16 protein-coding genes are annotated in these 17,535 nt (G+C 67.4%); 7 read left to right on the top strand and 9 right to left on the bottom strand.

Annotation, left to right across the window (positions count from 1 at the left end; all coding sequences use genetic code 11):
• Positions 1–6: 6 nt before the first annotated feature.
• From BCUN_RS00990 to BCUN_RS00980, 3 genes are all read right to left on the bottom strand, one after another.
• Positions 7–771, bottom strand: coding sequence for an energy-coupling factor transporter transmembrane component T family protein (locus BCUN_RS00990; RefSeq protein ID WP_033515044.1), 765 nt, complete (start codon positions 769–771; stop codon positions 7–9).
• Positions 768–2,315 carry an ABC transporter ATP-binding protein gene (locus BCUN_RS00985; RefSeq protein WP_160257618.1) on the bottom strand — a complete coding sequence of 516 codons (1,548 nt, stop codon included), beginning with the start codon at positions 2,313–2,315 and terminating at the stop codon, positions 768–770. The genes BCUN_RS00990 and BCUN_RS00985 overlap by 4 nt, the downstream gene beginning before the upstream one ends.
• A gap of 105 nt (positions 2,316–2,420) precedes the next feature.
• Entirely contained in the window at positions 2,421–3,737 is a 1,317-nt protein-coding gene (locus BCUN_RS00980; protein ID WP_033515043.1) for an O-acetylhomoserine aminocarboxypropyltransferase/cysteine synthase family protein, read from the bottom strand.
• A 250-nt stretch (positions 3,738–3,987) separates the two neighbouring features.
• Here BCUN_RS00980 and BCUN_RS00975 point away from each other — a divergent pair, with 250 nt between their 5' ends.
• Complete coding sequence (locus BCUN_RS00975; protein WP_033515041.1) at positions 3,988–4,857, top strand: bifunctional hydroxymethylpyrimidine kinase/phosphomethylpyrimidine kinase; 870 nt, start codon at positions 3,988–3,990, stop codon at positions 4,855–4,857.
• 81 nt (positions 4,858–4,938) lie between these two features.
• Here BCUN_RS00975 and BCUN_RS00970 read toward each other — a convergent pair whose 3' ends face one another.
• From BCUN_RS00970 to BCUN_RS00960, 3 genes are read right to left on the bottom strand one after another with little or no spacing between them, the layout of a single operon-like run.
• Entirely contained in the window at positions 4,939–5,586 is a 648-nt protein-coding gene (locus BCUN_RS00970; RefSeq protein ID WP_081895453.1) for an ABC-2 transporter permease, read from the bottom strand.
• The gene (locus tag BCUN_RS00965) at positions 5,583–6,455 is read right to left on the bottom strand and encodes an ATP-binding cassette domain-containing protein (RefSeq protein WP_051920406.1); all 873 of its coding nucleotides are present in this window, start codon (positions 6,453–6,455) and stop codon (positions 5,583–5,585) included. The genes BCUN_RS00970 and BCUN_RS00965 overlap by 4 nt, the downstream gene beginning before the upstream one ends.
• Complete coding sequence (locus BCUN_RS00960; protein WP_238552277.1) at positions 6,452–6,868, bottom strand: GntR family transcriptional regulator; 417 nt, start codon at positions 6,866–6,868, stop codon at positions 6,452–6,454. Before BCUN_RS00960 ends, BCUN_RS00965 begins: the two co-directional genes overlap by 4 nt.
• Positions 6,869–7,206: 338 nt before the next feature.
• On the opposite strand from BCUN_RS00960, the gene BCUN_RS00955 reads away from it, so the two are divergent.
• Genes BCUN_RS00955 through BCUN_RS00930 form a run of 6 tightly spaced genes read left to right on the top strand, consistent with a single transcriptional unit; the run spans position 7,207 to position 14,045 of the window.
• Positions 7,207–7,662, top strand: a complete 456-nt coding sequence (locus BCUN_RS00955) for a YraN family protein (protein ID WP_081895452.1) — start codon at positions 7,207–7,209, stop codon at positions 7,660–7,662.
• A complete protein-coding gene (locus BCUN_RS00950; protein WP_033517182.1) occupies positions 7,662–9,197 on the top strand; it encodes a YifB family Mg chelatase-like AAA ATPase in 1,536 nt (511 codons plus the stop codon). The genes BCUN_RS00955 and BCUN_RS00950 overlap by 1 nt, the downstream gene beginning before the upstream one ends.
• Positions 9,194–10,489, top strand: coding sequence for a DNA-processing protein DprA (locus tag BCUN_RS00945; RefSeq protein ID WP_033517184.1), 1,296 nt, complete (start codon positions 9,194–9,196; stop codon positions 10,487–10,489). The genes BCUN_RS00950 and BCUN_RS00945 overlap by 4 nt, the downstream gene beginning before the upstream one ends.
• Positions 10,490–10,530: 41 nt before the next feature.
• Positions 10,531–12,399: an FAD-binding protein gene (locus BCUN_RS00940; RefSeq protein ID WP_033517186.1), complete on the top strand. Its 1,869-nt coding sequence runs from the start codon at positions 10,531–10,533 to the stop codon at positions 12,397–12,399.
• A gap of 41 nt (positions 12,400–12,440) precedes the next feature.
• Positions 12,441–13,364 carry a succinate dehydrogenase/fumarate reductase iron-sulfur subunit gene (locus BCUN_RS00935; RefSeq protein ID WP_033517188.1) on the top strand — a complete coding sequence of 308 codons (924 nt, stop codon included), beginning with the start codon at positions 12,441–12,443 and terminating at the stop codon, positions 13,362–13,364.
• A 9-nt stretch (positions 13,365–13,373) separates the two neighbouring features.
• Complete coding sequence (locus BCUN_RS00930; RefSeq protein ID WP_033517190.1) at positions 13,374–14,045, top strand: O-methyltransferase; 672 nt, start codon at positions 13,374–13,376, stop codon at positions 14,043–14,045.
• Positions 14,046–14,051: 6 nt separating this feature from the next.
• Here the strand turns inward: BCUN_RS00930 and BCUN_RS00925 are convergent, their stop codons facing one another.
• The 3 genes from BCUN_RS00925 to BCUN_RS00915 all read right to left on the bottom strand — a co-directional run bounded on the left by BCUN_RS00925 (position 14,052) and on the right by BCUN_RS00915 (position 17,497).
• Positions 14,052–14,825 (bottom strand): LOG family protein, encoded by a 774-nt coding sequence (locus tag BCUN_RS00925; RefSeq protein WP_051920405.1) that lies wholly within the window; start codon positions 14,823–14,825, stop codon positions 14,052–14,054.
• On the bottom strand, positions 14,791–16,185 hold the full coding sequence (nhaA, locus tag BCUN_RS00920) for a Na+/H+ antiporter NhaA (RefSeq protein ID WP_033517194.1): 1,395 nt from the start codon (positions 16,183–16,185) through the stop codon (positions 14,791–14,793). The genes BCUN_RS00925 and nhaA overlap by 35 nt, the downstream gene beginning before the upstream one ends.
• A gap of 121 nt (positions 16,186–16,306) precedes the next feature.
• Positions 16,307–17,497, bottom strand: a complete 1,191-nt coding sequence (locus BCUN_RS00915) for a MalY/PatB family protein (protein ID WP_033517196.1) — start codon at positions 17,495–17,497, stop codon at positions 16,307–16,309.
• Between the last annotated feature and the right edge of the window lie 38 nt (positions 17,498–17,535).

The raw sequence follows: 17,535 nt of genomic DNA, 5'->3' as shown, positions 1-17,535 counted from the left end.
GGCGGATTACCAGCCGAAGGCCATCATGACGATGACGCCGGCGAGCGCCAACAGTGTCAGGCACAACGTCACCCAGTCGGCGGCACGCATGTGCGCGGGGTTCGCCAGGGTACGCCGGGCGCCGTGGCGGTCCATGAACACGCCGCGGGTGCGCATGGCCTGTTCGACGGCGTCGTTGCGTTCCGCCTGGGTCTGCCATGCCTCCACCCAGGCGCGGATGCGCGCGGTCACGCCGAGGGAGGCGCCACGTGCCGACAGCATGAGACGGCTGCGGCGGGCGTTGACGAACACCGCCGGGATCTCGTGGAGCGCCCGCAGCCATCTGGCGATGATGCGGTACGGTACGCGCAGCGCACTGAGTCCCCGTGTCCACTGTTCGTCGCTGGTGGTCACGAGCGTGAGCAGGACGGCGAGGACGATGTCGGCGATCCTGAGCAGGACGGTGCCGTTGAGTGCCAGCGCCTGGAGCGTCACCCGCCAGCCGCCGACCTGCCAGGCCACGTCGTCGCCGACGTCCGACAGTCCGAACAGCAGGCAGATGCCGATGATGGCCAAGACGGGCCCGAGGCCGGCCCAGCACCGTCCCACTGCGTACCATGGCGTGCGGTCCGTGGCGAAGGCCACGTGGATGCCCACGAGCACGGCTGCCAGGAAGATCCAGTTGCCCCAGATGGCGCAGCACACCACCAGGCACAGGGACAGGAACACCTTGACGCGGGTGTCGAGCCGGTGCAGCCAGCCGTCGCCGCGAGCGTAGAATCCGGCACTCATCCTTGCATTCCCCCCATCTGTCGTGACGATGGGTCCACGAAGGGCTCCCGTGAACCCCGGACCGTGCCGTAGGCGACCAGGTGTCCTTCGTCGAGACGTGCCGCATGCGTGCAGTACCGTTCGATGGCGTCGGTGTCCTGGCAGACCATGACCACGGTCGTGCCCTGCCGGTTGCGTGCCGCGATGGTGTTGAGGAACCGCGACTTGAGCCGCTGGTCGAGTCCGACGACCGGTTCGTCGAGCACCAGCACCGGGGTTTCCATGGCCAGGGCGCATGCCAGCGCCACTGCGCGCTGCTCGCCGCTGCTGAGGGTGCGGGCCGGGACGTCCTCCACGCCGTAGAGGTCGAACAGCCGTACCATGGCCGCCACGCGCGAGGCGACCGTCGCTTCGTCGCATCCCAGGGCGCGCGGACCGTAGGCGATCTCCTCGTGCACGGTGCCGCCGAACAGCATGCTCATGGGATCCTGGGTGACGAAGGCCACCTGGTGCGCCATCTGGGTGACGCTACGCGACGTGACATCGGCACCGCCGACCGTCACCTTGCCCGCCTGGGGTCGCAGGATGCCGTTGAGCAGGCGCACCAGGGTGGACTTGCCCGAGCCGTTGGGGCCCGTGATGCCGATGAAGTCCCCCTGCCCCACCGTCAGGCTGACGTCCTCGAGCGGGGTACGTTCATGGGCCGTGGCGTGGGGGTAGGAGAAGCGGACATGGTCGAGGACGACGGCGGCATCGGCCGCCGCGGCAGGCGTGGCCGGCCCGATCGACAGGTCGCGCCCTCCATCCGAGGGGACGATGACGCCGACGGATTCGAGGAGCGCACCCTCCCTGGCGAAGATGTCGCGCGTGGTGCGTCGGATGATCTCGCCATCCACCATGAGGAACACCGCATCCGCGTGCCTGGACAGGATGTCGGTGTCCTGCTCGACCAGGAGGACGGTGGTTCCCTCCTCCTCACGCATGCGTGCCAGGACCCGGACCAGGTCGTCACGTCCCTCGCGGTCCAGCGGGGAGATCGGTTCGTCGAGGATGAGCACTTGGGGCCGCGGGGCGATGGCGGAGGCGATGGCGACGCGTTCCGCCTCGCCCGTGGACAGCGTGTCGACGGCACGGTCCCGCAGGTGTCCGATATGCAGCTCGTCCAGCACTTCCTCGACGCGTGCACGGATCTCCTCACCGTCGATGCCGCGGTTTTCCAGAGGGAAGGCGATTTCCTCGTGCACGGTGGCGCTGGTCATCTGCGTGCGCGGGTCCTGCCCGACGTAGCCGATGTGCGTGGACAGGTTGGACACGGAGGTGCTTTTCACGTTCATGTCGGCCACGCGGGCGAAGCCGTTCATGGTGCCGGCGGTGCAATGGGGAATCAACCCGATCAGTGTCTTGGCGAAGGTGGTCTTGCCCGACCCGGTGGGTCCGACGATGCCGGTGAGGGTTCCCCGGGAAACGTAGCAGTTGATATTGCGCAGACCCGGGACCGGTTCCGTGGCTTGCGTGGCCGGAGCGTACTGCCATGCAAGGTTCATCACGGTGATAATGTCGCCCACACCATTCTCCATCATGATTCGGGAAGAAAGACTCTGGGTTCAGTTATAGCAGAGCAGCTGCCGTTTTTCGCCCACGGCCAGTCGCCGCACCGTCCGCAGGCCGGGTCACTCCCCGCCGGGCGTGCGCAACGCCGCGAAGCCGCGTTCGAGGTCCGCGATGATGTCGTCGATGTGCTCGGTGCCGACGGACAGGCGGATGGTTCCCGGCGTGATGCCCTGCTCGGCCAGCTCCTCGGCGCTTTCCTGGGCGTGCGTGGTCGAGGCGGGGTGGATCACCAGGCTCTTGAGGTCGGCCACGTTGGCCAGCAGCGAGAACAGCTCCAGGTGGTTGATGAAGGTGCGTGCCGCATCCTTGCCGCCTTCGATCTCGAAGGTGAAGATGGAGCCGGCACCCTCCGGGAAGTAGCGCAGGTAGCGTTCGTGGTCGGGGCGTCCTTCGATGGACGGATGGGAGATGGAACGCACTTCGGGCACGGTCCGCAGGTATTCGATGACCTTGAGCGCGTTGGCCACGTGACGTTCCACGCGCAGGGAGAGGGTCTCGGTGCCCTGCAGCAGCAGGAAGGCGGACAGCGGCGAGAGGGTCGCGCCGGTGTCGCGCAGGAGGATCGCCCGGATGCGCGTGACGAAGGCGGTGGGTCCCAGGGCCTCGTGGAAGCGCAGGCCGTGGTAGGAGGGGTCGGGCTCGGTCAAGGTGGGGAACTTGCCCGGCACCGCCGACCAGTCGAAGGAGCCGCCCTCCACGATGACGCCGCCGAGCGTGGTGCCGTGGCCGCCGATGAACTTGGTGGCGGATTCGACGACGATGTCGGCGCCGTGCTCCAGCGGGCGGAACAGGTAGGGCGTGGCGAAGGTGTTGTCCACGATCACCGGCAGGTGGTGGCGGTGCGCGATCCCGCTGATCGCCTCGAAGTCGGGCAGGTCGGCGTTCGGGTTGCCGAAGGTCTCGAAGTACACGAGTTTCGTGTTCTCTTCGATGGCCTCCTCGAAGGCGGCCGGGTCCTGTACGTCCACGAAGGTCGTGGTGATGCCGTCGCGCGGCAGCGTGTGGCGCAGCAGGTTGTAGGTGCCGCCGTAGATGTTCTTCGCGGCGACGATATGGTCGCCGGACTGGGTGATGTTGCGCACCGCATATTCCACGGCCGCCGCGCCCGAGGCCACGGCCAGGCCGGCCGTGCCGCCTTCCAGGGCCGCGATGCGTTCCTCGAACACCGCCTGGGTCGAATTGGTCAGGCGTCCGTAGATGTTGCCCGGGTCAGCCAGGGCGAAGCGGTCGGCCGCATGGTCGAAGTCGTGGAACACATAGCTCGTGGTCTGGTAAATGGGGACGGCACGGGAGTCGGTGGCCGGGTCGGCCTGCTCCTGTCCTACGTGCAGCTGCCGGGTCTCGAAACGGTAGCCGGTGCGGTCCTGTGCGCCCATGGTGCCTCCTTGGTGACGATGGTGTCGGTGACGATGGCACCGACCCTACCGAGTGCCGCAAGCACCTGGCAAGCCCGGCGTTATCGGCATTGCCTATACCTGCTTATCGCGGCTCGGCACGAGGCCCGGCAGCCCGAACGCACCACGCGCACGACACGCCGATGGGGCAACGCAACCGTATGGTTCTAGATGAAGGAAACGCGCCGCCGGCGAGCCCGGCGGCCATCGGATACACAGGAGGCCATGGACCATGAGCACCGTGCTGTATGAACGCAACCGAACCTACATCCCCCGCATCGCCGCCGTGCACGACATGTGCGGCTACGGCAAATGTTCGTTGACCGCCGCGATCCCGATCCTGTCGGCGGCGGGCTGCGACGTGCTTCCCGTACCCACCGCGCTGTTCTCCGCACACACCAAGTTCCCCGTGTTCACGATGACGGACACGACCGACATGCTTTCGGGCTACCTGGATGCCTGGCAGCAGGAAGGCGTCGAGCTCGACGGCGTCTACTCCGGCTTCCTGGGCGCCCCCGAGCAGGTGGCGATCATCCAGCGCCTGTACGAGGAGCATCCCGGCGCCCTGCGCCTGGTCGACCCGGTCATGGGCGACGGCGGACAGATGTACGCCACGTATACGCAGGAGCTGTGCGACGCGATGGGCGCACTCGCCGACGGCGCGGACATCCTCATGCCGAACCTGACCGAGGCGTCGATCCTCACCGGCACCGAATACCTGGGCAACGACCTGTCCGACGCGCAGGTCGACGCGCTGCTGCAGGCGTTGCTGGACCTGGGCGCCCGGAATGTCGTGCTCAAGGGCATCGACCATGGCGACGGCCGCATCCGCAACTTCGTGGCCGGCGCCGACGAAGGCGTGGGCGCCAAGGTGGAACTGGTGCACGAGAAGCTGCCGTACATGTGCCACGGCACGGGTGACGCCTTCGCCTCCGCCCTGATCGGCGGCGTCATGGCCGGCCTCGACCTGCCGGGGGCGGCGCGGCTGGCGGGCGAGTTCGTGCGCAATGCGATGATCAGCACGAAGCACCAGCCCGATTACGAGATGCGCGGCGTGAGTTTCGAGCTGTGCCTGGGCGAGCTGGCCGACCTGGTCGACTGATCTGTAGGCCCTTGTGCGGATGTGGCTGGGGGCCGTCGGTCGCATGCGACCGACGGCCCCCAGCCACATCCGCACAAGGGCCTACAGGTCCTGCCGGCGCAGGAGCCATGCGGAGAGCGCCCCGGATCCCAAGGCCAGCACCAGCGTGATGGCTGCAGCCGCACAATACGGCATCGCCGGCGGCACCTGTCGCATCCATGCCTCGACCGCCTGCACCATGGCGTCGAAGACCCGGTCGCCCACGACATTGCCGTAGCACACGACCACGAGGACGAGGACCGCCATGGCCAGGGGCATGGCGATGATGGCGCGTTCCCCGAAACAGATGGTCAGTGGCAGGAAGAGCGCCGCCATCAGTGCCAGGCCGCAGGCCATGGCGGCGCACAGGACCAGGGTGACATGGACGTCCTGCCGGCCGGACAGGGTAGCCACAGCCCCCAGGATCGCGGTCAGTGCAATCGGCGCGCCCAAGCCCAGGAGCATCTTCTCCCACACATAGGCTCCCCTGGTGAAGGGCAGCGTGAACAGGGCCCTGGCATGGGAGGACTGCAGGTCATCGCACACGGCACGCAGCACCATGAGCGACAGCATGAGGGGTGCGAAGCACTGGCCGAACTGCAGCATGCCGGAGGCCATGTACAGCGCCGTCAGGGCCGCCGTGAATACCAGCAGGAACCCCTGGTGGCGCAGGACGCGCCAGTCGCGCATCATCAGTCCCTTGATCATCATCGTCCTCCTTGTGACGTTCCTTGTTCCATGACGGAGACCAGGCCGTCGATGCCGCCCCGTTCGATCTGGATGCCGGGCATGTTCTCGCGGTAGAAGGCCCGCTGGTCGGTCAGGACGCGCCAGCCGCCGGGCACCCGTTGCCGCGCCAGCACGTAGGTGTCGTCGAGACCGGCCATCTGCGTCTCGTCCAGCAGGAGCACGCCGTAGTCGTCGCGGAGCCGGCCGACGGTCTCGTGCAGCCGGATGCGTCCGTCCTTGAGGTAGTGGAAGTCGTCGCACAGCCCCTCGATGTCGCGCGAGTCGTGGGAACTGACGAGGATGGACCGTCCTGCCTCCTCCATGAAGCCCCGTAGCAGGTCGAGGATCTTCTCGCGTGCCACCGTGTCGAGGCCGGCGGTGGGTTCGTCGAGCACCAGCAGCCGCGGTCTGCGGCAGATGGCCATGATCACCTGGCAGGTGGCATGCATGCCGGTGGAATAGGACCGCAGCGGCTTGCCGTCCGGCAGTGCGAAGCGTTCCAGGAGCCGCCTGCAGCCGTCGGCGTCGAAGTCCGGGTAGAACACGCGGTATTGGGCGATGAGGTCGTTCGGCGTGATGCCTGCACGTTCCGCGCCGTCCGCGAATGTGGCCACCACCTGGCGGCGTACGGCGGGAGCGGCACCGAAGGCGGGGGCGCCCAGGAGCATGGCCGTGCCGGAATCCGGCCGCACCAGGCCCAGTGCCAGGCGGAAGGCGGTGGTCTTGCCCGAACCGTTGGCGCCGACCAGCGCGGTGATGGTGCCCGGCGGCACCTGGAGGTCCACCTCCAGGGTGAAGTCGCCGTAGCGCTTGACGGCATGGTCCAACACGAGCAGGGGCGTCGCAGTCATGGCAGTTTCCTTTCCTTGTCTTCGCCGCACGGTTCGGCGTCGTCCTCGAGCAGCATGGCCACGAGGCCGACGATGTCATGGTCCGCCAGCCCGGCGCGCCGTGCTTGGGCGATGGCCTGGACGAAGCGTTCCTCGACCTGGCGGTTGGCTTCCTCGGCGACGATGTTCGGCGAGATGTCCGCCACGAAGCTTCCCTTGCCCTGCACCGTGACGACCAGGCCTTCCGTCTCGAGGACGTCATAGGCCTTCTTCACGGTCAGCGCCGAGATGCGGCATTGTCGCGCCAGGGCACGCACGGAGGGCAGCGGGGCGCCGGCGGGCAGGTCGCCACGGGCCACCAGCGCACGGATGCGTTCGACGATCTGCTCGTAGATGGGCGTCATCGACGAGGGATTGACCAGGATGTCCAGCACGTCGCTCCTTTCCGTACCGGCGCGGCCATGTTCGCCAGCCGGTCCCATTCCGTGGCGGTGCAGCCTGCGGGGTCGCAGACCACAAACGGTATATAACAGTGAATAACAGTATATAACTGTCCTGGCGTGTCCGGGACCGCGTGTCGTCCACATTCCGCCGTTCCGACGGCCGTCCGACCACATGGCCCCTCGTGGCTGGCACCCGCGATGCGACCGTGCTGGACTGGGCACATGGACACAGCAACGAATTCACCCATGGAACAGTGGGCGTCGCCCACGCGGCCGGAGGCCGTCCCCGACGCCCCGGCCGAATGCCCCGACATGCCGATGGAGGAAGAATGCCCCTTCACCGGCGACCTACTGGGCGACGAGTTCGACGACGGATCCCGTCCGACGACCTTGGACGCCTGCAAGCAGGCGCTCCTGGCCCCCGGCTGGACGCACGCCGGCTCGGTGAGCTCGGCGAACTGGCCGCACGTCTCTGGCTGCATGACCAGTCATGGATCATCCTCGACGCCAACTGGCGCTGCCGGTACGGCGAGCTGGACATCGTGGCCCTGACCCGCCACCACAGCATCGTGTTCGTCGAAGTCAAGACACGGCGCAGCACGCTCCAAGGCAGCCCGCAGGAAGCGGTCCACACGTCCAAGCAGTCGAACATACGGCGTACCGCCACCTTGTGGCTGCAACGATACGGCCGGCGCATCAGCCATGTGGGCATCCGTTTCGACGTCATCACCTGCGTGGTGCACGACGGCGCCGTGGAGCTGCAGCACATCGTGGAGGCCTTCTGATGGCCGCGCTGGGCTGTGCGCTCTCCGTGGGACTGATCGGTCTGAACGCCTTCGTGATCCAGCTGCAGGCCTTCATCTCCCCCGGGCTGCCCCACTTCTCCATCATCGGCCTGCCGGACACCTCGCTCAACGAGGCACGCGAGCGCGTCCGTTCGGGCTGCGCGGCCTGCGGCTTTCCCTGGCCAGGAAGCCGCGTGACCGTGAACATGTCGCCGGCGTCGTTGCCCAAGCGCGGCTCGGCCCACGACCTGGCCATCGCGGCCAGCGTCCTGTCCGCGTCCAGGACCATTCCCAGCAACTGCCTGGCGTCCACGGTGGTGCTCGGCGAGCTCAACCTGGACGGCAGCGTCCTACCGATCAACGGGTTGCTGCCGATCCTGCTGCATGTACGCGAGCAGGGGCTGCACTCGGTGATCGTACCGCGCGCCAACCTCGAGGAGGCGCAGCTCGTCCCCGGACTGCAGGTGGCGACCGTCTCCCATCTGGGTGAGCTCATGGAGATGTTCGATGCGCATCCGCGCTACAGCACCCGTGGCGAACCGCTGATCGCCGACCAGGCGGTCGCCGTGCCCGCAACCCAGGTCCCGGTCGGGGACATGCGGGACGTGGTGCACCAAGACGCCGCCAAGACCGCCCTCGAGGTGGCGGCGGCCGGGGGCCACCACCTGCTCATGGTCGGGCCTCCCGGTACCGGCAAGACGATGCTTGCCTCGCGCATGCCGGGCATCATGGCACCTCTTGACGAGGATGCACAGTTCGAGGTCGCCTCCATCCGGTCGGTCTGCGGCACCCTGCGCTCCACCGGCATCTCCAGCGTACCGCCCTTCGAGGCGCCCCATCACAGCGCGACGGCACCGGCACTGGTGGGAGGCGGCAGCGGACTCGGACAGCCCGGTGCCGTGACCCGCGCACACCACGGCGTGCTGTTCATGGACGAGGCACCCGAATTCGCCCCACGGGTCCTGCAGACCCTGCGCGAGCCTCTTGAGTCCGGGATGGTCGCCATTTCACGGGCCAAGGGCACCACCGTATACCCTGCGCGCTTCCAGCTGGTCATGGCCGCCAATCCATGCCCCTGTGGCTACGGATACGGCACCGGGGAACGGTGCACATGCAGCGAACGGGAGCGCATCCGCTATTTCGGACGCCTGTCGGGGCCCATCCTCGACCGCATCGACATGCAGGTGGAGGTCGACCCCATCGAGCATCTCGACACCGGCCCCGACGGGAACGGCCCCTCCAGTGCCGAAATGCGCCAACGGGTGACGACGGCACGGAGCCGTGCACGCGAACGGTTTTCCCCACATGGCTGGACTTGCAATGCACAGGCCTCCGGCACGTGGCTGCGCTCGCACACACCGGCTTCCATCCTGCACGTGGTCAACGACGCCCTGTCGGCCCATCGCCTGAGCCTGCGTGGCGCCGACCGGGCCATGCGGCTGTCCTGGACGCTGGCCGACCTGGCCGGCCGGGCGCAGCCGTCCATGGACGACATCGCCATGGCCATCGCACTGCGCACCAAGGAGCTGACATGACCCACGCACTGCAGGGAAGCTGCTCCCCCACCCTGGCCCGAGCCTTGCTCGCCTGTGCCCTGGACGGCGCCGATGCGCTCATGATGGCGCTCGTTCAAGGCAGCGGCACGCCCCTGACCGCCCTGACGCTGCTGCTTGAGGCCCTCGACGGGCCTGCCGGCCATGCCCAGACGGAACTGGACCGCCTTTTCACTGCCGGCGCCACGCATTGGGGCCGCCGCATCCAGCCACAGGGCATGCAGTCCTTCCATCGGGCATGCAGCCGGTGGAAGGAGCGGCTGGAGGCGTTGCCCAGCCGCGACTGTGACGCCTTGCGCGCATGGTTGAGCGACGACGGACGGTTCTGGCTTGCCGGACCCGACGATGCGGCATGGCCCGCCCAGCTCGACGACCTGTCCACCCGCGGGGACTGGGCTCCCCCGCTGTGTCTGTGGGGCATGGGGTCACCGGTGGCGCCCGTGGCCTGCGAGGCGCCCGTTGCCGTGGTCGGTTCCCGCGGCGTCAACGGCTATGGGCGGCAGGTCGCGACCGCCATCTCCGAGAACGCGGCATCCCACGGACACGTGGTGGTCTCGGGAGGCGCGATGGGCACGGACGCCTGCGCCCATTGGGGCGCCCTGCACGCCCGGGACCGTCTGGGAACTTCACGGGCAGGTCCGACCGTGGCCTTCTTCGCCGGCGGGCTCAACCATGTGGGGCCAGCCAGCAATGCCCGGTTGTTCGACGCCATGCTCGCCGCCGGCGGCGCCCTGCTCAGCGAATGCCCTCCCGACACCGTTCCCCAGCCGCACCGTTTCCTGCTGCGCAACCGGCTCATTGCGGCCATGGCCTCCACGGTGGTCGTGGCACAGGCCCGGCGCCGTTCCGGGGCCCTCAACACCGCCCATTGGGGCAACGAACTCAACCGCACCGTCTATGCGGTCCCCGGCTGCATCACCACACCGGAGCATGCCGGATGCCACGAACTGATCCGCAACCAGGAGGCTCTCCTGCTCGCGGACCCGGCCGCCTGCGACGAATGGACCCATGCCGCGCATCCGCCCGGGACGGCTCCCGACGCGGAGTCCCCCGCCGAAGGAAACGAAGAGGGTGACTGGGTTGCGGAAGCGTTGTCCTCCTTGTGCAGCCAAGGGCGTCCGCCTACCCCGAATGCCGTGGCCCGGCTGTTGCTGGAGCGCCATCCGGAGCGTTTCCCCGACCTGGCGGGCGTCCATGTCCTGCTGGGCCGGCTCGAGCTAGAGGGGACGATACGCACCGGAGGCACCGGCATCGCCATGGCAGCGTCGACCTGAATGCCTTCCCCGTGGCACCGCCTTGTGAGACAATGCAGGGTATGAGTCCGAACACCATCGAAGAACACTACGACGCAATCATCGTGGGCGCAGGCGCCGCAGGCCTGTCCGCGGCCTTGGCCTTCACCCGCAGCGAGGCGGTGGACCAGGCGCGCCGGGAAGGCCATGACCCACGGGTGCTGGTGGTCTCCAAGCTGCAGCCGTTGCGTTCGCATACCGGTTCCGCGGAGGGCGGCATCGCCGCCTCTCTGGGCAACATGGAGCCCGATTCCTGGCAGTGGCATTACTTCGACACCGTCAAGGGCGGCGATTGGCTGGTCGACCAGGATGCGGCACGGTTGCTGGCGCAGGAGGCGCCGGCGACGGTCATCAACCTCGAACGCTCGGGCGTCGCCTTCTCCCGCACCCAGGACGGCCTGATCGCGCAACGTCGTTTCGGAGGTCACACCAGCGACTTCGGCGGTGAGCCCGTCAAGCGTGCGGCCTATGCCGCGGACCGCATCGGTCACCAGATCCTGCATACGCTCTGGCAGCAATGCGTCGGGGCGGGCGTGCACTTCGCGGAAGAGTGGTATGTCACCGACCTGGTCCTGGACGATGCCAAGGGACGCGTGGAGGGCGTAGTGGCCTTCGATACCCACACCGGCAAGGTCCACGCCCTGCATGCAGCGAACGTCCTGCTGGCCACCGGCGGTGCGGGACGCCTGTTCCACACCACTTCCAATTCCCATGACCTGACCGGCGACGGCATGGCCTTGGCGCTCGATGCCGGACTGCAGCTGGAGGACATGGAATTCGTCCAGTTCCATCCCACGGGACTGGCCCATACGGGCATCCTGCTGTCCGAGGCGTCCCGCGCCGAAGGCGGCATCCTGCGCAACGCCCAGGGCGAGGCCTTCATGCAGCGGTACGCGCCCGGCCATGCCGACCTGGCCGCCCGCGACGTGGTCAGCCGCGCCATCCGTGCGGAGGTGGACGCCGGACGTGGCATCGCAGACCCGAAGGATCCCGACGGACCGAAGGATTGCGTCTGGCTCGACATGACGGGCATCGACCCGGACCACATGCGTGCGGTACTCCCCCAGGTCGTCGAGACCATCGAACAGTATGCCGGTCTGGACCCGTCCGTGGACCTCGTGCCGGTCAAGCCCACCGCCCACTACACCATGGGAGGCATTCCCATCACGGTGGACGGCGAAGTCTACCGGCTGGATGCCGACGGGTCGCGCCATGTGGTGGAGGGCCTGTTCGCGGCCGGGGAATGCTCCTGCGTAAGCGTGCACGGCGCCAACCGTCTCGGGGGCAATTCCCTGCTTGACGCCTGCCTGTTCGGCACGCGCGCCGGCGAGGGCATCGCCCTGCGGTTCCAGGACGGCCCCGTGGATGCCCTGGAAGCCTTGGATGCCTGCCCGGACGATCCCGAACTCGACCAGGCCGCCACCCGCCGTGGGACCGACGTGGACGCCCTGCTGGCCGCCAACGCCGTGGAGGACATCCAGGGGGACGAGAATGGCAGCGACAACGCGTACCGGGTCATGCGTGACCTGGGCGCCACCATGGACCGCGGATTCGCCGTGCTGTGCGACGGCGCGTCCCTCGGAGAGGCGCGCGCCGCCCTTGCCGGGGACCTGTCGGACAGGGTCGGCGCATTACGGGCCCACAGCGACGAGCGCACGTTCAACCAGGAACTCACCGCGATCTGGGAGGCACGCCATCTCGTGGAGCTGGCGGATTGCGTCCTGTCAAGCGCGTTGGCACGCCATGAATCGCGGGGTTCGCTGTACCGCACCGACTTCCCCGCGCGTGACGACGCCAATTTCCTTGCCCATACTATGATGGCTACGGACGCCGCGGCCCGATGGCAACCGGTGCGCATCCTGGACATCGAGCCGGGGCGACGTGCCTACTGACGCTTCCTCCCCGCGACCATACAGACGAAACAAGGTGATCCATGAGCCCACAGGAACACACGACCATGACCGTCGTGCTGCGTGTCAATCGTTTCGCGCCCCGTCCCGCCCGTGACCGTGAACGGTCGCGCAAGTCGAGTCCCTTCGCACGCAAGTCGTCGCCCTTCGCGGATGCCCGTGCCGCACGCAAGCCGCGCGGGCGCAGCTGGGTGCAGGAGTACGAGGTCCAGGCGCGCGGCAATGATACGCTGCTCGACTGTCTCCTGGCCATCAAGCGTGACATCGACCCGACCCTCGCCTTCCGTTATTCATGTGGACATGGCATGTGTGGTTCGGACGCGGTGGCGGTCAACGGCACCCCCATGCTGCTGTGCAAGGCCAAGGTCCGTGACTGCGCGCACCAGCCGGTGGCCCCCATCGTGGACGATGCTGGATTCCGCCGTACCTCGGTGGACGGGGAGCCGTCCCCTGTCGCAGAGACGGCCAAGCCCGTGGTCGAGCTGGCGCCCCTGCCCGGCTTCCCGGTGCAACGCGACCTGGTTGCCGACATCGACCCCATGCTTGAGCAGATCCGGCGGTTCAAGCCCTATTTGCAGGCTGACGGCGTGCTGGCGACGACCGTGGACGGCAAGGTCGACGTATTCGAATACCTGCAGCGTCCGGAGCAACTGGCCCGCTACGAACGGCTGAGCACTTGCATCACCTGTGGCGTATGCGAGGGGGCATGCCCCGTCTACGCCGGTGGCGAGGCCTTCATCGGTCCGGCCGCCCTCATCAACCAGGCCAGGTTCATCGATGATTCGCGCGACCGGGCCAGGCAGGAACGTCTGGAGGCGCTCGACACCGCCGACGGCTTCCAGGCATGCCAGTCCGTGCGCGCATGCTCCAGGGAATGCCCGGTGGGCATCGACGTGGGCGAGGAGATCTGGCAGCTCATTGCACAATCCAAGGAACAGGAGGCGTGAACGCTCTTCATGGATAAGCGTACATACGACGCCCATGCGAAGGCGTGGGCATGCATCGAGAACCATGAGGCCTCGCGTGAAGGAGACCTGGTGCGCAAGGCGCGCGCCATCGCGGCGGCACGCCGCCTGGACCCGGGGTCGGCCGCCGAGGGTGCCCTGCTCAACACCTTCACGCGCATGTCCGGCGCGTCCTCCGTCATCGCCATCGGCACCGGGGCCTTGGTCGAGACCGCCCAACTCGTGACCGGCCTGCACGGCACCGGCAAGCTCACGGCCGTGGACTCCTCCGCGCAGGGCGCGGCCATGGTGCGCGCCCTGTTCGACGCCATCGACGATCGCACGCGCACCACCCTGCGCGTGGTCAATGCCGATCCTGCGGTGTTCCTGCCCAGGCTCAACGGCGACGACTACGACCTCATCGTGGTGGGCGGCGAGCCTTCCAACTACGGTGCCGCCTACGAGCAGGCGCCACGGCTGCTCAAGCATGGCGGCTTGCTGGTCCTCACGAACGCCCTGGCGATGCGTGGCAAGGATTCCAAGGGCGGCCTGACCAATCCGGCGGACCGCAGCCCCATGGCGACCATGATGCGCGAGCTGACGGCCACGATCGAGGAGGATGAGCGGTTCACGTGTGCCAGCACGCCCACCGGGGACGGCCTGCTGATCGCCGCACACTGCTGAGGGATCTCAGCCGATGGTGGAGGTGGCGACCGCCACGGCTTCCTCGGGATCGTCGGTGATCGTCACCAGGTCGGGATCGAGGGCGGAGATCAGCCCCCGTCTTTGGAGGGTCTCGCCCATCCAGTCGAACAGGCCTCCCCAGAAGGCCGTGTCGTAGAGGGCGATGGGGATGGTGGCCACCTTGTGTGTCTGGACGAGGGTAAGGATCTCGAAAGTCTCGTCGAGGGTGCCGAACCCGCCGGGGCACACGATGATTCCCGAGGAATACTTCAGGAACATGGTCTTGCGCACGAAGAAGTAACGGAAGGTCATACCCAGGTTCACCCACTGGTTGATGCCTTGCTCATGCGGCAGTTCGATGCCCAGGCCCACCGACTTGCCGCCGGCGAGTGACGCGCCACGGTTCGCGGCCTCCATGATGCCGGGACCGCCTCCGGTGATGGTGGCCACATGACGTTGCGCCAGCATGCGTCCCATGTCCAGGGCTGCGCGGTAACCGGGGTCGTCCTCCGGGATGCGCGCCGAGCCGAAGACGCTCACTGCCGGCCCCAGTTCGGCGAGCGACCCGAAACCGTCGACGAATTCCGCTTGGATGCGCAGTACGCGCCAGGGGTCCCGATGCAGCCACCCCGCGTCCTCATCGTGCTTGAGCAGCCGCTCGGTGGTGCTCTCCTGCGGGATCATCGGCCCGCGGAAGACCACCGGGCCTTGCCGATAGGTCTCCCCGAGCGGGGAGGTTTCCATCTCATCGTGCTTGCGTGGTGTCCCGTCTGTCGTCATGGCTGCCCTTTCCGATTCGTTGGCTCACCACCACCGTACCATCGGGCAGCGTGGTCACCACGTCGCCGCGATCCAGTTCGGCGGTGTCGGCATGCGGCGTGGCGGCTGCGATGCGTTCGAAGCGCTTCGACTGCCTGCTGAGCAGGACGCCCGAGATGGCTGCGGCGAGCAGGGAGGCCAGCAGGACGCCGAACCTGGCTTCCGCGGACAGTTCCTCGTTGGAGTAGGCCAGGGAGGCGATGAGGAAGGAGACGGTGAAACCGATGCCGCAGGCCACGGAAGCAGGCAGCATGTCGCGCACGCGCAGGCCGCGCGGCATGCGCAGCGTGCCCACGTGGGTGGAGAGCCAGGCCGTGAGCATGATGCCCAGCGGCTTGCCCACGACGAGGGCGACGACCAAGGCGATGACGACCGGCGACACCAGCAGCAGCGGCGTGATCGAGTCGAAGTGGACGCCGGTGGCGAAGAAGGCGAAGATCGGCAACGCGAGCAGCGCGGAGAAGGGCTGGAGCTTGTCCGCGTAGCGTTCGGCGCGCGGCGAGCGCTCACCGTGCATGGACCGTGCCGGCGTGAGCAGCCCCACCAGCACGCCTGCCAGGGTGGGGTGCACGCCCGCCTCGTACATCATGATCCACGAGAGGATGCCGATGATGGCGATGCCGATCCATGGCACCTTGCGCATGCGCACCAGGAAGTACCAGGCCACCGCACAGGCGGCGATGCCCACGAACCAGTACCAAGCGTTGAGCGACGAGAAGAACACGGCGATGAGGATGATGGCCAGCAGGTCGTCGACCGTGGCCAAGGTCATGAGGAAGGCGCGGATGGAGCCCGGCAGGGCCTTGGCGAACAGTGCGAGCACCGCCAGGGAGAAGGCGATGTCCGTGGCCGTGGGAATCGCCCACCCGTGGGAGGCCTCGGAGAGGGGGAAGGTGGCGCCGTTGGCGATGAGCAGGCTGCCCGGGTCTGCCCCACCGTAGCGGCTGAACAACGCGATGACGCCGATGAAGAGGATGGGCGGCATGAGCATGCCGCCGACCGCGCAGAGCATGGGCACCGCGGCGGCGCGGACGTTCGACAGCGACCCCGTGGTGAGTTCCTGGCGCAGTTCCAGGCCGACCACCAGGAAGAACACGGTGAGCAGGCCGTCCTGGGCCCAGTGGCCCAGTCCCATGTCGATGTTGGTCCCGGGGATGCCCAGATGGAAATGCGAGAGGGCCTCGAAGCCTTGGTAGGTGGCGGGGATGTTGGCCAGCAGGAGGCCCAGCAGGGCGAAGCCCAGCATGATCAGGCCGGAGATGCGGTCTGAGGCGGCCACCCGGCGAATCCTGGTCCATAGGCTCGTGTTCGTTCCGCTCATCGCATCTCCCATCTGCCGGTCACGCTCCTCACCGTGCCGCGGCCCTCTTCAATCACAACTGTTCCATTATGCCGCATCTTGCCGCCAATCGATTGATGGCAGTGAACATCGTTGCCATGGATCATGCGAGGGTGTGGTATGCGGCGTCGACCCGGTCAAGCACCTGGCGCAGGAAATCGGGCGTGCAGGCCAGGTTGACCCGCTCGAAGCCTTCGCCTTCCGGGCCGAACAGAGCGCCCTCATCGAAGTAGATACGCGCCGTGGTGCGCATGAAATCACGCAAGGCTTCCGCGGAGCCGAGGCCCAGCCCGCGGCAGTCAAGCCATGCCAGATAGGTGCCTTCGGGCTCCACCAGCGCCAGGCGCGGATGCTTGCGCACGAAGTCGCGCAGCATGGCCAGGTTGCCCTGCAGTACCTGCAGCAGTTCGTCAAGCCAATCCTCGGCCTGCGTGTAGGCGGCGATGCAGGCGACCAGGCCGAAGTGGCTGACGGACATGCCACCGATGTTCTCGGCCGCGATGTCGAAACGCTGTTTTTTCGCCCGATCAGCGATGATGGCGTTCGAGCAGGCCAGGCCAGCAAGGTTGAAGGTCTTGGTGGGTGCGGTGAATTCGATGCAGGCCTGGGCGTAGCGCTCCCCCAGCGTACCGAACATGGTCACCGGGTGGCCCGGATAGGAGAAATCGGCATGGATCTCGTCCACGAGCAGCAGTACGCCGTGTTCGATGCACAGGTCGCCTATACGGCGCAGCTCCTCCTCGCTCCACACGCGGCCGACCGGGTTGTGCGGATTGCACAGCAGCATCGCCGTGCAGCGCGGATGGGCGAGCATGCGCTCCAGGGAGTCGAAGTCGATGGCATAGTGATGGGTGTTCCCGTCGAGCACCAGCGCGTTGTTGCACAAGGTCAGTCCGTTGTGCTCGACCGCCGCCGTGAAGGGGTAGTAGACCGGCCGTTGGATGATCACCCGGTCGCCGGGATGGGTGAAGGCCCTCAGTGCCGTGTTGATGGCCGGCATCACACCGTCGGACAATGCGATCTGCGAGGGGTCGACCACCAGGCCGTGACGACGTTCCATCCAGCCGATGACGGCGTCGTAGTACTCGTCGGTGGCGTAGTCGTAGCCGAAGACGTCCTCTTGTGCCGCCTTGACCAGCGCGTCCACGATCTGCGGCGCGGGCTTGAACTCCATGTCCGCCACTGACATGGCCAGTACGTCCTCGCTACCCTCCCCCATGTCCTGTTCAATGAGGTGCCATTTGACGGACGAGGTGCGCCGACGCTGCGGCGTGGTCTCGAAATCGTAGTGCATGTCCCTGCCCTTTCGCGCATGACGGCTTTCGAGCAGCT

The organism is Bifidobacterium cuniculi, from assembly GCF_000741575.1.
GTDB lineage: Bacteria > Actinomycetota > Actinomycetes > Actinomycetales > Bifidobacteriaceae > Bifidobacterium > Bifidobacterium cuniculi.
This window is presented reverse-complemented; position numbering and strand designations above follow the sequence as displayed.